Raw genomic sequence first — 13373 nt, forward strand, 5'->3', positions numbered from 1 at the left:
TGGATGGTTATATTTTAAAACACTGTATCAGTTAATCCCTTCCTTATATTTTCGGTATTCCTCCCAAAGCTTCTCCTTAATTTCCGGGTCTTTTTCTTTTTCCGCAGCCTCTCTCAACTGCCTGGCAACAATGTCATCATTCTCTTCCGGGGGAAGTTGCCCCCTGTTGTCTTCCCGTTTTTCCCTGTCCATCTCACCAGTAGCAGATCCTGCGCCACCTGCTGCCGTCCGACTTTTTGTCCCCGCCTGAGATTTTTTTTCAGCTTTGGCACTTTGCTCCTCTTCTCTGTTCCCGGCAAGGGATACACCAGAGGGCCTCTCACCACTGTCTCCCCTCGTACCGGAGGCTGCTTCAGGATAAGGTTGTGACGATTGTTGTTGGTCTATCTTCTCCTGCTCGCTTAACAGCATCTCGTCAAACTGGCTCAGTGCAGCCTGTAGCGTCATGTCAAGATCATCTATCTTTTCACCAATGGTTTGAGTCTCTCCAGGTGTAGGAGGACTCCCTGTCAAGTCCGGCAAATCTGCTGATTCTATATAATTACAGGGGAGTTCAGACATCTCTATTGATGAGACCATCCCGGCAAGTTCTTCACAATAATAGTGAATCCTTGTGCTCAAATAATTCAAAAATTGTCGATATTCCTTTGCCTCGATAACACTGAACGTTTCACTGTCTACACCACGGTGAACCTCATTCTGACCATTGGATCTCGCTCTATCAAGTATAACAATGGTTTCTTTAAGCGTCTGCTCTGAAACTGATGCATAAGCAGATGCCCCCCAACCATTGCAAAAAACCATCGCCAGTATCAATCCATACACATATGTCACTTGCCTGACCACTGTCTCCCCCACTACTAATTAGAAAATACCCCCACATTTACGAGCATCCTCACAATTAAATATATCTTCCCCGCGTTTCGCTGCATCACCTATATACCTATTCTTTCATCAGTAAAGAATAATAGTCAATGTAAATCAAGCATGTTAAGAGAGTGGAAGCCAGGAGGGGAAAGCCTTATCACAGATCATCGTTGTTGATAAATCTATACCTTCCTCCTGTATTATCATGGCTTACACGGCCATGCATCTATGATGCCGAAAATATCGAGACGATGAGACCGAGGGGGAGCCCGGAGCGTAGATATCGGGTGAAGTGAGGTACACCACTCGGTGCATTATCCACCCAGGTAGAGTTTTTGTACCTCTGGATCATCAAGTAAGCTGTTGCCGGAGCCGGTAAGCCGGTTTCGACCCGATTCCAAGACATATCCCCTGTGGGCAACCGAGAGCCCTTTACGGGCATTCTGCTCCACCAGTAAAAAAGAAATTTCCTTACTGTTCAGGTCGGAAATGATCTGAAAAACCTCGTCGACAACAAGTGGAGAGAGACCAAGGGATGGCTCATCAAGGAGAACCAGTTGTGGTCTAAGGAGCAGAATCCTGGAGAGCGCGAGCATCTGCCGTAACCCACCGGAAAGTGAGCCGGCACTGTTTTGGAGTTTTTCCCGCATCCAAGGAAACGTCAGAAAAACATCCTCCAGGCGCTCCCGGAACTGTTCTTCAGAAATAAAAACCCTGCTCAAGTGGAGGTTTTCAAGAATCGAGAGACTGGGGAATACGTTTCGCCCCTGGGGAACAAAGAGGATTCCCATGGATATTTTTTTCTGACAACCAAAGCCTGAAACGTCACTCTCATTGTACAAGACACGGCCTCCGGTGGGATACAACTGACCTGCGACAACTCGCAAAACCGTTGACTTCCCTGCACCGTTTGGGCCAATAAGACAGACTGTTTCCCCCTTTGCCAGGGTTATATCGAGATCGGAAAGGACGGTGAGTTCACCATAACCGGCAGTGATGGATTCAAGTGTTAACATAACTGTCACTCCCGAGGTATGCCTCGATTACCTGCTTGTCGTTTCTGGCTGCTTCAGCGGTACCATTAAAAATCAACTTTCCCGCATCTAGCACCAGTACACGGTCACACAACTGGCTGACAAGGGGCATATTATGTTCCACCAAAAAAAACCGCATGCCTCTTTGTGCCAGCGTCTCAAGTATGGTGACAAGAGACTGGATGAGTGTTGGGTTTATCCCGGCAGTAGGTTCATCGAGCAGTACCAGCCTCGGGTTTGTCATCATCACCCGGCCAATCTCCAAAAGTTTACGCTGACCGTAACTCAGGCTTCCGGCAGGTTTATCGGCAAGAGCAGTCAGGTGGAGTAATTCCAGAATCTCATAAGCTCTGTCTTTAAGCTTGCTTTCCTCCAGGCGAATCCTTCCCCGTGCAAAAAAGGTACTTATAAGCGACTCTCCCAGTTGCGGAGTCGGAATAGCGGTCAGGTTTTCCAGAACCGTCATAAACGAGAGCATTCGACTATCCTGGAAGGTGCAGGATAAGCCGGTATGACATCTTTTTTCAGGTGGCAGGTTGTCGAGTTGTTGTTTCTCGAAATGCACTGTCCCTTGATCCTGCACATAAAAACCCATTACCACATTAAAAAGGGTCGATTTCCCCGAACCGTTTGGCCCGATAAGACCTGTAATAGGCGTATCCGGGTCCAGCTTGAGGGAAACATCCTGCAGAACCTGGTTGCCACCGAACCGTTTTGATAAGCCATTGAGTTCGAGCATCAGGTCTCCTGTATAAGGTCTGTTTCGGCAATGATACCCTGAGGCCTTCGCAGCATAAGGACCACCAGGACAAGACCGAAAAGCATGCTTTGGACATGTGCGACACCGGCGGTCATGGTTGCCGGAAGAGGTAGAAATCTCAAACCTTCTCCCACTGTTACTACAATAATCGAGCCGATTACGGGACCAGCAAGGGTTCCCCGCCCACCAAGGACAACACACAAGACGACCAGCACTGTTAACTGCAGGCTGAAATCGTTGGGACTGATATAGCCGATATAATGGGCCCACAATGCTCCGGCCAGCCCGCCAAAAGCAGAACCCACTGCAATCGTGCGGGTCTTGAAAGAGACCACATTCTTGCCAAAGGCCCTGGCCACATGTTCATCTTCACGGATTAGTTTTAGCGTCCTGCCAAAAGGAGATAAAAGAATCACCCTTATGCAGAGCAGGGAGAACAGGGTGAGCAGAAAAACAATCAGGAGGGTCACACTATTTCCGGCAAGCCCCATCAGCTCAATCCGGGGAATTCCCGGTATTCCCATCGGTCCACGGGTCAGCCACCGCTCGTTGAGCAGAACAAGACGGATCATCTCTGCAAATGCCAGGGAAGCGACACCGAAATAATCCCCAGTGAGTCGCAGTACCGGCCAGGCAAACAGGAGGCCGACGAATGCAGCAACGACCATACTGGCAACCAGGCCGAACCAGATTGGGTAACCGCCGACAGTGATAAGGGCAGAGCTGTATGCGCCGATAGCAAAAAATCCTACATGACCGAAGTTATAGAGCCCGGCATAACCTAGCTCCAGGTTCAGGGATGAGGCAAAGAGGATATAGATAAGGCAAATAATAGTGATGTGCAGGATATATTCCATCAGCGCCCCCCGCTTTGTGCCGAACCGAATATTCCCTGTGGCCTCAAAAGCAGAATGAGAATAATCAGTAAAAATGCAGGCATATCCTTATACCCGGGTGAGATAAATGCTGTTCCCATATTCTCTATCACACCGATACACATACCACCAAACAGGGCGCCCCAGACACTGCCTACGCCGCCTAGCAAGACGGCGGCGAATGCCTTAATCATAAAGGCAAGCCCCATCATCGGATCAAGATTGGTGTCAAGAGCAAGGAGAAAACCTCCAGATGCGGCAAAGACCGCCGAAACGGTCCAGACAAAATAGCTTACCCTGCTGGTCGATATTCCATAAATGCCGGCAAGCTCAATACTGTCCGACACCGCCCGCATGGACTTGCCGATAAGGGTCTTGGTTAAAAGCAGGTACAGGGTAACGAAAAACAGTATCGTCAGACACACCATCCCTATCTGAACCTGGGTGATAAATAATCCGCCAAACTCAAATCCTTCAAAGAGTCCAACCTGGTAGGATCGGAGATCTGAGCCGAAGTAGAGCTGCAGACCGCCACGCAGCAGGAAAGAGAGCCCGATGGATGCTATGAGCAAGGTGATGGGTTGGCTGTTTTTCAACGGCCCGAAAACAAACCTGTTTTGCACCTGCGCGAGAACAACAACCAGGATGATGGCGGGTGGAACTGCAAGCCAGAGAGGGAGATTAAACGGTGCGGACATAAACAGCAACACACCGTATGCCCCCCAGGCGATGAGTTCTCCGTGAGCAAAATTGATAAACCTGAAAATGGAATAAACCATAGTCAGACCAACGGCGAACAGTGCGTAGACACCGCCTGCAACGAACCCGTTTAATAAAAGCTGAAGATAATACACATTAATGCCAAGTCATGCTGAAGATAATGATACAAACAGAGGCTTCGTAAGGCAATGTTCTGCGTATCAGGGGCGAGTCTGCTGCTCTTGGTCGAAATCGCTTTAACTGTACAAATGGATTGTGCAGATATTACGCCCCTGATATCGCTATTTATGAGTCCATCAGTTTTCGACGATCTTGCCGTCCTTCACTGACCATCGACCATAGGTTGCACCGACATCACCATTCTCATCAAAACTCTTATCGCCTGTTATTCCCACATACCCTTTGGAGGATTCCATGAGTGCCTCGCGAATAGCATCGGCAGACAACTCGTCTGCACTGTTCAGTGCTTTCGCCAGGAGATGAATCATGTCGTAATTATACTCACCAAAAATAGGGAGTTTGTTTTCAGGATATTTTGCAGCAAAGGCTCTCTTGTAATGACCGTAACGGTCCCCCTCTTTCGAGAAGGTGGGATAGGTGCCGACAATACCTTCTGCAGCCTGCCCGGCAAGCTCAACAAGCTTGGGGGATTTTGCTGCTGATCCCATGAGCCATTGGGGAGTAAATTTCATTTCATATGCCTGCTTCAGGAGGACACCTCCTTCCTTGATGTACGTCAGGTTGACCACTGCTTCCGGCTTTTTCCGTTTTAGACGCATAAGCTCAGAACGATAATCAGCTTTTCCCTCATCATGGGCGAACTCATCGACTATCTTCCCCTTGTATTTGGCCTTGAACACATCAGCCAGGCCAACACCCCAATCGTTATTGATGTACGTCAGGGCAACTTCCTTGTAACCAAGTTCTTCGGTCAATTCGGCAACACCGATTCCCTGCAGCATATCGGATGGGAATACACGGAATACGTAAGAACCGCATTGGCTGATATCAGAAGCAGCAGACTCAGCGCCGATAAACACTGTTTTCTCACGCTCGGCGATAGGGCAGGCGGCAAGGAAATTGGAACTGGAAGCAGGACCGATGATAAGCGGCAGCTTTTCAATGGAAATCAGCTTCTGCAGGGCGGAAACTGATCCCTGGGCAGTGGAAAGGTTGTCTTCATAAACAACTTCAAGGTCTTTGCCTTTAATACCACCAGCTGCATTTACCTCGGCTACCGCAAGGTTAATCGCCCGCTGAAAACCCTCTCCATAAACGGAAATCTTGCCGGACAGCGGTTGAACGGCACCTATCTTGACAGTTTCGGCAGAAACGGTACCTGCCAGTAAACAAATTAACGCTGCATAAAGAATTTTCTTCATCAGTCTCTCCATGGTGGGAAAACAATACGTTCATACCAGGTCGACTCTCCTGGAGGCCTTGAATACATAACTATTTTCAAACTCCTTGTATCAACATAATCTGTTTAAAATCTCAAGATATATATCTACCCCCTCGTGCAAATCGCTAATCCGTACATACTCATCCACCTGGTGGGCCATCCCGGATTCACCAGGGCCCAAGATAATCACAGGAACATTTCCAAGGCCAGGCCCAAGGATCCCGCCGTCGGTATAAAAAGTGGCTATACGCTGGTCGTGTTTTCTATTGCGGATATGATCACAGCAGGAAAAAACCTGGAGCACGATATCCTGGTCGGGATTGGTCCACAGCGGGGGAAGGTCGAAAATAACGTCTATTTCAGGCTGAAACGGCATCAAAAGATTTGTTATGTTACTCAGGATAACATTGTTTTGCAGGTTGACTGTAGAACGGATATCCACTCCGAGTTCGGCGAGATCGGGAACTGAGTTGTAATTGTCACCACTCCGCATTCTGCTGGGAACCAGGGTGAGGTCGCCCATAACCGGATGTGTTTCTCCTCTTTCAATCTCGTTACTGAGTAACAGCGCAGCTGTCGCCGCCTTCACCAAGGCATTGTCTCCGAGGTGGGGAAACGCTGCATGGGCAGTTTTGCCGTGGAACAGTGCCTTGAACCAGAAGACACCTTTATGCCCCAGGCAGGGGCTATTGCCAGTAGGTTCAGCAACAAAGATACAACGCGGTTGTGGCAGGGCATTATCCTGGATTAATTTTGTCACACCTGCACAGCCGATTTCTTCATCGGGTGAAAGCACAACAACCAGAGGAGAGTCATTGCCGGTAGAAGCGTGATGTATGGCACTGGCGACCAGTGTGGCCACGCCACCTTTCATGTCTGCAGCACCCCTTCCGTAAAGCCGACCGCCCTCAATTGCTGCTCCAAAAGGGTCCCTGGCCCATGGCTGAGAACCGAGCGGCACAGTATCAAGATGGCCGGAGAACATAATAGGAAGCTGGTCTTTCCTGCCCCAGTGTGCAACAAGGGCAGTCCGGTTAGGACCATATTCGTATTCGGTGACAGCAAACCCTGCCTGACTTAGCAAAGGAGCCATAATGCGTACGCACTGAGCTTCATTGCCCGGAGGATTTACCGTATCGACTTGGATAAGTTCTTTTGCCAGTGATAGCGCAAGGTTGTGTGTCAAATGATCGCTCTCTAAGATATTTGCCTTTTATAGTCCCTAAACGACGCACCTGCAATCATGCCCGGAGAAACACTCGAAGTCAAGACGATCGGCAATTCGCTTGAAAAGGAATCTATCAATAAATTGAAGACCAGGAACACTGATGAAAAGGTACCTTCTATAAAGGAAGTGAGTGGGTAAGGAAAACACTGTAATCCATAGTCATTCTTCGTTATTTTAAAATTTTCTTCAGTTACCCTATCATCATTATGCTATCTTGACGAGGCGATGGAATCCTCGACCATACCGTATAAATCTCTCACACTAAAAAGGTACTAAAAAATGAAACACGGATTGAAAAAGATACCCACCCTCCTTGCGGCAACAGCAATACTTGCCCTGATTTCCACCCTTGCCTCGGCAGCCCCCTCAGGAGAGCTGATCATTTACCATGCAGGCAGCCTGACCGTGCCAATCAAACAGATGATAGCAGAGTTCAATGTTGAGTATCCGGAGGTAAAGGTTATTACCAAGGCGGGTGGAAGTACCAAGATGGCCAGGTTGATATCGGATAAAGGAGAAACCGCTGACATTATGGCTTCAGCCGATTACAAGGTCATCGACAATAACCTGATCCCAAACCTTACCGACTGGAATGTCCGCTTTGCCACCAACAGGCTGGTGCTCTGTTATACCGACAAGAGCAAGATGGCTGACAAGGTCAACGCAGACAACTGGCACGAGATCCTGCGGAATCCCAACGTGAGTTGGGGACATTCAGACCCAAATCTTGACCCCTGTGGGTACCGCAGCCTAATGGTCATGCAGCTTGCAGAAAAGTATTATAAAATCGACGGGCTATACGATGGACTCCTCGCCAACCGTCCCGAGGAGAATGTGAAGGCCAAGGCGATCCAGCTTGTTGAGCTGCTCAAATCCGGTGAGCTGGATTATGGCTGGGAATACAGATCTGTCGCTGTGCAGCATGGACTCAGGTTTGTGGAACTCGACGATGCTGTCAACCTCCGTTTATTCCCGTTCGTATCCCTACAGAAGATATGAAAAAACTCCTGCCGGACAATATCACCCAACTTGTTGAAGTACGTATCTGATGACAATGCGTGCCGGCACCGGAATACGGTGCAGGCAAAGTAATCCTACAACATCCCCAGACCCTCAGAATATCTGAACCAGATATTTCCCTGCCGTATCAGTTGCCAGCAATTCACATTCTAAGCCGTTGAATGTCACCAGAGTTTCAAGTGTAGCAAAATCCAGGTATATCCAATCGAAGCTATCCGAAACGATATCACCGTAGCGCATAACAAACTCTGTCTGCCCTTGATATTCGTCTTCTTCCTCCTCGAAATCTAGTGCTTCTTCATCCGGCACTTCCAGAACTGTCGACTCGGCTATCACCTGGCCACCATCTTCAAGGATGATTTTGACAAACTGCAAGAAGAGGTTACATCCATCCAGTGATCCGCAGATCCCAAGGCCGTTCATAAGCATGAGAATGGTGTCGTATTTCTTTTCTGAGAGTGAAAAAAGGTTCTGATGGACAATATTCTTCACCTGTTGCAGCTCCATCACCCGGATACAACCCGGTGAAATATCCAGAGCATCCACATCCAGGCCCTGCTGCTGAAGGTATAAACTGTGACAACCGCTCCCGGCACCGACATCGAGAATCCTGCCCCTGCATAAAGCGAGGGCCTGGCGTTCCAGCTCATCCATTTCAGCATAACTTCTGAACATCGTTTTACCAGGCATCTCCCACATCTCGAGTGTGGAGGATTCCACCTCGACGAAGGCCTGCTGATTGCCCTTCAAGTAATCCAGCATCATTGCTCCAAGGGGATCCTTTCGCGGGTCGCTTATAATACTATCCATCATTGTATTTACGTCTTGTATCTGTGTTTTACAAAAATACGAAGTAACCATATCCATATCGTACCCACCTGGTTTGTCAAAGATATCTCTCCTGGGCCACACCCTGCAAGAACTACATTTCGTCTCAACAGCCTTTGGCAGAAAAGAAGAGCTTGCAGTGGGAAGAGTCATACGTTGCGAACAAACCCAACAATACGGCCAGTGCAGGGAGGAGCTCCAACGACCGTACTGCCGGATACCATACGTAAATATATGAAGGCTTCAGGCAGCTTTGACTTCCCTAGCCTCTATTGTCTCCGATTTCAGAACGGTATGTACAGCCGACACCAGGATAGAGGTATAAAACCAATGGTGCAAAACTGCAATAACCACCAAAGAGGAATAAAAAAAGGCCACGGTACCGTTATACCGATACCGTGGCCAGGATTCTCAATCCCAAAAGGATCTATCAGAAAAAACTGCGATACTGATATTGCGACCCCAACACCAGACCCAGATCAAAGGCCCGCATATTCATCTCAAGGAAATCCTTTGGGATACGCTCCTCAAGCACCTGCAGGACAGCCTCCGGTTCCAGGATCTGGGTAATGCCAACCAGGGCACCTAAGGTGCAGATGTTATAAACAATGGGCTTGCCAATTTTACTCATAACCTGCTCGTACATAGGCAGCTCAAGCTGTTTGGCATCCACCTTCCTGGTGGTCTCCACAAAACGGGGATCGGTAAGCAGCAAGCCACCAGGCCGGATAAGGGAAGAAAAGCTGTTGTACGAATTCTGTGTGAGCGTCATCAGGATGTTGGGCTGAATAACACCCGGATAGTTGATCTTACTATCGGAAATAATAATATCGGTTCGGGTGGAACCACCACGCGCCGCTGCACCGTAAGCCTGGGTCTGGGTTGCGTTTTTTCCACTGTAGATAACGGCGGCTTCAGCCAGAATAATCGCTGCCGTTATCACGCCCTGTCCACCGGAACCAGAAAATACCAGTCGAATATTGCTCATTGTTCTTACCTCCCCTGTGCCTTGTTGACGATCTTCTCATACTCCATACAATACTCAGGGCGTTCTTCCTGAACGAAGATGCCGCGGGGCGTGAGGTTCGGATTTTCTTCAAGAGCCTTGGAACCGATCGGAGCCGTATTGGTCTTGTGCAGCTCAAGCATGGCAGGAGCGTCCCCTTCCTTATTCTTTCGACCGTAATGGGTCGGGCACTGGGAAAGGATCTCAACCACGGAAAAACCCTTGTGGGTAATGGCCTTCTTCAGGATATTTGTTGCCTCCTTGGCGTGGTACGCCGTGGAACGTGCCACAAAAGAGGCACCGGCCGCTGTTGCCAGCTTCACCACGTCGAACTCCTGATCAATTGTGAGATAAGGAGCGGTGGTCGCTTTTTTGCCCTCGCCGGAGAGCGGTGAAAACTGACCGCCGGTCATGCCGTAGATGCGATTGTTCATGACAATGGCGGTAATATCAATATTCCGCCGGCAGGCATGAATAAAGTGGTTACCACCGATGGCGAGTGCGTCACCGTCACCCATCGGCACGATGGTAGTCAGACTCGGTTTAGAGAGTTTAACACCTGTAGCGCAAGCCAGCGCCCTGCCATGCATGGTGTGCAGGGAGTGAAAATCCACATAGCCGGAAATACGGGCGGAACAGCCGATACCCGAGGTCATGACGATGTCGTTTTTATTCAATCCCAGCTCCTCAACCGCCCGGAGCAGTGAATTCAGGATCGTCCCGTGGCCGCAGCCCGGGCACCACATATGCGGGAAAAATCGTTGTCGTATATAATCTTTAACAGCCATGTCACACTCCTCTTCCCTGGATCACCCGAAGGAGACGTTTGATATCGTGGGGGGTTATCAGCTTGCCGTCAAACCGGTTTGCAAGAAATACGCGTCGGGGTTTATCCACACACGCCTTTACCTGGGCCATCACCTGCCCCATGTTCATCTCTACTACAAGTACACCACGCGCCTTGGCGCATTTCTCGCGAACAACCTCACACGGGAAAGGCCACAGGCTCTGCAGTTCGAGTACACCGATACGTTCGCCGCGCCTGCGACGTTCTTCCGCCAGATGAATTGCGGAGCGGGCAGCTGAGCCATAAGAAATCATGACGTAACGGGCGTCTTCCATATAATGCTCTTTATATCTGGTTATGGCATGGACGTTATTTTCGATTTTATCGACCAGATGGCGCAACAGCTCGTTGACCACCGTCGGGTTGGCCGAGGGAAAACCCCACATGTCATGGTAGAGGCCGGTCACATTATAACGGTGCTCGGCACCGAAATCGGACATCGGTAAACGACCGTCCTCACGGGGGAGGTAAGGGTGGTAATCGACGTCCTTCCCAAGAGAGGTGCGCAGACGGCTGACGACTTCCAGCTCATCCTGCTCGGGAATCTGAAGTTTTTCCCGCATATGTCCCACCGCCTCGTCCAGCATAAGGATAACCGGTGTACGATAGGTTTCGGCAAAGTTAAAAGCATCCACCGTCATGGAAAAAACATCCTGATGGTTGGAAGCGGTAAGGGCAATAATTGAGTGGTCGCCGTGGGTCCCGTAACGTGCCTGCATGATATCACCCTGGCTGACGTGGGTCGGATTACCAGTTGAAGGGCCACCGCGCTGGACGTTGACGATAACACATGGAATCTCTGCCATACAGGCATAACCGATTGCTTCCTGCTTCAGGGAAAATCCAGGACCCGAAGTAGCGGTCATTACTTTATGCCCGGTAAGCGAGGCGCCTATAATCGCACACATGGAGGCGATCTCGTCTTCCATCTGGATGAACTTACCTCCACCCTGGGGTAACCGGTATGAGAGGTGTTCGGCAATCTCAGTCGACGGGGTGATCGGATACCCTGCAAAAAAGTTCAGACCCGCATAGAGCGCGCCTTCAACGCACGCTTCGTTGCCCTGCACAAATCGTATTTTCTCACTCATTATCCTTCTCTCCCTCGTCAAGGATGATCTCGATGGCCAGATCCGGACACCGAATCTCGCACAGTTGACAGCAGATACAGTCCTCGGGACGAGCCGCAATCACCTTCTCCTCACGGTCCAGCTCGAGCACCTGTTTCGGGCACAAAGCCACACAGATACCGCAACCTTTGCACCAGTCACGGTTAATCAGGTGTTCCTTCAGTTTCTTCTTTGCCATTGTTTTTCACTTTTTTGTGGGGGTGAATACTGCTTCTCATTTACATCTTGCTACCTCTTGGGAGTACCTCTTGCAAGCTTGGTGAAAAGACGACAGGGAGGGGCCTGAAATCCGATCAGGCCCACTCCCTGCTACATTCTGTCCAGCAGCTTCCCGACAATTGTCGACAGAAATTGCATGCAATCTTCGACAAAAGAACTTCTCTGCGATCTTTCAAGCTGCACTCCTCCTTCCTTCTTTATAAAAAGCGCAGTTGCATGTCAACGATTTTCGGTGAGTTTATTCCTTAACTTGTACGATTTTCTGAACCTCCAGTTCATCGATCTCTTCATTTGAGAAACCAAGTTTTCTAAAAATTGAGCGCGACCCTTCTCCTATCTCCGGAGGATGGCTGCGTAAATTGAATGCAACCCCATCCATTCGCAGCGGTAGTTTTGGCAATTTTGCCAACTCTCCGCCCGGGGTCTTCACCTCGACCAGAGATCCTGATTCATTCATATGAAGGTCATCGACCAGATCGGACGGCTTGTTGACAGGTCCGAAGGGTATGCCCGCCTGTTCAGCCAACGACATCAACTCCTCTTTCTTCAGTTTGCCAAGCCGTGCATTGAGCTCTGGCAGGAACCAGTCACGAGCATCAATCCTGCCCTGGTTGGTTGCGAGTTCACTCTTTTCCGCCCAGTCATCAAAACCAAAGATTTTACACATGCGCTGCCAGTGGCGATCGGATGTCACACCCACAAAGACCTGCTCCCCATCCGCTGTGATAAAAAGATCGTACACCGACCAGGCTCTGCCCCGCTCCGGCATTGGAGGCGGTGCCTGTCCGGAGACTGCCTCAACGGCCATGTGCTGGCCCACCAGAAAAGCCACCGATTCGTAAAGGGTCGCCTGCACCAGTTTGCCTTGACCGGTCTGCTGTCTTTCATAGAGGGCGGTCAGGATACCTATAGCCCCGTAACTGCCACCAAGAATATCGGTAATCGAGGCGCCTGCCCGCAAGGGCCTTCCGGATGGACCCGTCATGTAGGCCAGTCCGCCCATCATCTGCACCACCTCATCCAAGGCAGGACGATTCTCATAGGGGCCCGGCATAAATCCTTTCAGAGAACAGAAGATGAGCTTCGGGTTTAATTTTTTACAATCTTCATAGCCTACGCCGAGCCTCTCAACGGTACCTGGTCCGAAATTCTCTATCAACACATCCACTTCTGCTACAAGCTTATGTAATATTTCTTTGCCTTTGGTCGATTTAAGATCGATGGACACACTCTTCTTATTCCGGTTTAAATAGGTGAAGAAGCCCGAACCAAATCCTTTGAGCCAGCGGGTATCATCCCCTTTGCCCGTTCGCTCAACTTTAATGACCTCCGCTCCCATGTCTGCCAGAATCAATCCGCAGGTCGGTCCCATAACCGTGTGTCCAAGCTCCAAAACCCGTATACCGTCAAGTGGTAAACTTTGTCCTGTTTCCATAA

General features: G+C 49.7%; 14 protein-coding genes. 1 reads left to right on the top strand and 13 read right to left on the bottom strand.

Annotated features, from left to right (window positions below; genetic code table 11):
• Positions 1-27: 27 nt before the first annotated feature.
• From GA520_RS21375 to GA520_RS21405, 7 genes are all read right to left on the bottom strand, one after another.
• Positions 28-846, bottom strand: a complete 819-nt coding sequence (locus GA520_RS21375) for a hypothetical protein (protein WP_163340351.1) — start codon at positions 844-846, stop codon at positions 28-30.
• A gap of 335 nt (positions 847-1181) precedes the next feature.
• Positions 1182-1883 (bottom strand): ABC transporter ATP-binding protein, encoded by a 702-nt coding sequence (locus tag GA520_RS21380; RefSeq protein ID WP_163340352.1) that lies wholly within the window; start codon positions 1881-1883, stop codon positions 1182-1184.
• Entirely contained in the window at positions 1870-2640 is a 771-nt protein-coding gene (locus GA520_RS21385; RefSeq protein ID WP_163340406.1) for an ABC transporter ATP-binding protein, read from the bottom strand. The genes GA520_RS21380 and GA520_RS21385 overlap by 14 nt, the downstream gene beginning before the upstream one ends.
• Positions 2640-3518 (bottom strand): branched-chain amino acid ABC transporter permease, encoded by an 879-nt coding sequence (locus tag GA520_RS21390; RefSeq protein WP_163340353.1) that lies wholly within the window; start codon positions 3516-3518, stop codon positions 2640-2642. The genes GA520_RS21385 and GA520_RS21390 overlap by 1 nt, the downstream gene beginning before the upstream one ends.
• On the bottom strand, positions 3518-4390 hold the full coding sequence (locus GA520_RS21395) for a branched-chain amino acid ABC transporter permease (protein WP_163340354.1): 873 nt from the start codon (positions 4388-4390) through the stop codon (positions 3518-3520). Before GA520_RS21395 ends, GA520_RS21390 begins: the two co-directional genes overlap by 1 nt.
• Before the next feature lie 162 nt (positions 4391-4552).
• A complete protein-coding gene (locus GA520_RS21400; RefSeq protein ID WP_163340355.1) occupies positions 4553-5638 on the bottom strand; it encodes an ABC transporter substrate-binding protein in 1086 nt (361 codons plus the stop codon).
• Between the two features lie 90 nt (positions 5639-5728).
• The gene (locus GA520_RS21405) at positions 5729-6844 is read right to left on the bottom strand and encodes a M20 family metallopeptidase (protein WP_163340356.1); all 1116 of its coding nucleotides are present in this window, start codon (positions 6842-6844) and stop codon (positions 5729-5731) included.
• A gap of 321 nt (positions 6845-7165) precedes the next feature.
• On the opposite strand from GA520_RS21405, the gene GA520_RS21410 reads away from it, so the two are divergent.
• Positions 7166-7885 carry an extracellular solute-binding protein gene (locus GA520_RS21410; RefSeq protein ID WP_163340357.1) on the top strand — a complete coding sequence of 240 codons (720 nt, stop codon included), beginning with the start codon at positions 7166-7168 and terminating at the stop codon, positions 7883-7885.
• A 114-nt stretch (positions 7886-7999) separates the two neighbouring features.
• On the opposite strand, the gene GA520_RS21415 is transcribed toward GA520_RS21410, so the two are convergent.
• From GA520_RS21415 to GA520_RS21440, 6 genes are all read right to left on the bottom strand, one after another.
• Positions 8000-8719: a bifunctional 2-polyprenyl-6-hydroxyphenol methylase/3-demethylubiquinol 3-O-methyltransferase UbiG gene (locus GA520_RS21415; protein WP_163340358.1), complete on the bottom strand. Its 720-nt coding sequence runs from the start codon at positions 8717-8719 to the stop codon at positions 8000-8002.
• Between the two features lie 445 nt (positions 8720-9164).
• On the bottom strand, positions 9165-9722 hold the full coding sequence (locus GA520_RS21420; RefSeq protein WP_163340359.1) for a 2-oxoacid:acceptor oxidoreductase family protein: 558 nt from the start codon (positions 9720-9722) through the stop codon (positions 9165-9167).
• A gap of 5 nt (positions 9723-9727) precedes the next feature.
• Positions 9728-10528: a 2-oxoacid:ferredoxin oxidoreductase subunit beta gene (locus GA520_RS21425; protein ID WP_163340360.1), complete on the bottom strand. Its 801-nt coding sequence runs from the start codon at positions 10526-10528 to the stop codon at positions 9728-9730.
• Between the two features lies 1 nt (position 10529).
• Positions 10530-11678 (bottom strand): 2-oxoacid:acceptor oxidoreductase subunit alpha, encoded by a 1149-nt coding sequence (locus tag GA520_RS21430; RefSeq protein WP_205749402.1) that lies wholly within the window; start codon positions 11676-11678, stop codon positions 10530-10532.
• Entirely contained in the window at positions 11671-11895 is a 225-nt protein-coding gene (locus GA520_RS21435) for a ferredoxin family protein (protein ID WP_163340361.1), read from the bottom strand. Before GA520_RS21435 ends, GA520_RS21430 begins: the two co-directional genes overlap by 8 nt.
• 279 nt (positions 11896-12174) lie before the next feature.
• A complete protein-coding gene (locus GA520_RS21440; protein ID WP_205749403.1) occupies positions 12175-13371 on the bottom strand; it encodes a CaiB/BaiF CoA-transferase family protein in 1197 nt (398 codons plus the stop codon).
• Between the last annotated feature and the right edge of the window lie 2 nt (positions 13372-13373).

This window comes from Desulfopila sp. IMCC35008, from assembly GCF_010646885.2.
Lineage (GTDB): Bacteria > Desulfobacterota > Desulfobulbia > Desulfobulbales > Desulfocapsaceae > Desulfopila.

What these genes read in the sequence shown, in the direction of transcription:
- GA520_RS21380 (WP_163340352.1), bottom strand. Translation starts at nt 1,883, where the DNA reads ATGTTAACACTTGAATCCATCACTGCCGGTTATGGTGAACTCACCGTC.
- GA520_RS21385 (WP_163340406.1), bottom strand. Translation starts at nt 2,640, where the DNA reads ATGCTCGAACTCAATGGCTTATCAAAACGGTTCGGTGGCAACCAGGTT.
- GA520_RS21390 (WP_163340353.1), bottom strand. Translation starts at nt 3,518, where the DNA reads ATGGAATATATCCTGCACATCACTATTATTTGCCTTATCTATATCCTC.
- GA520_RS21400 (WP_163340355.1), bottom strand. Translation starts at nt 5,638, where the DNA reads ATGAAGAAAATTCTTTATGCAGCGTTAATTTGTTTACTGGCAGGTACC.
- GA520_RS21410 (WP_163340357.1), top strand. Translation starts at nt 7,166, where the DNA reads ATGAAACACGGATTGAAAAAGATACCCACCCTCCTTGCGGCAACAGCA.
- GA520_RS21415 (WP_163340358.1), bottom strand. Translation starts at nt 8,719, where the DNA reads ATGATGGATAGTATTATAAGCGACCCGCGAAAGGATCCCCTTGGAGCA.
- GA520_RS21420 (WP_163340359.1), bottom strand. Translation starts at nt 9,722, where the DNA reads ATGAGCAATATTCGACTGGTATTTTCTGGTTCCGGTGGACAGGGCGTG.
- GA520_RS21425 (WP_163340360.1), bottom strand. Translation starts at nt 10,528, where the DNA reads ATGGCTGTTAAAGATTATATACGACAACGATTTTTCCCGCATATGTGG.
- GA520_RS21430 (WP_205749402.1), bottom strand. Translation starts at nt 11,678, where the DNA reads ATGAGTGAGAAAATACGATTTGTGCAGGGCAACGAAGCGTGCGTTGAA.
- GA520_RS21435 (WP_163340361.1), bottom strand. Translation starts at nt 11,895, where the DNA reads ATGGCAAAGAAGAAACTGAAGGAACACCTGATTAACCGTGACTGGTGC.
- GA520_RS21440 (WP_205749403.1), bottom strand. Translation starts at nt 13,371, where the DNA reads ATGGAAACAGGACAAAGTTTACCACTTGACGGTATACGGGTTTTGGAG.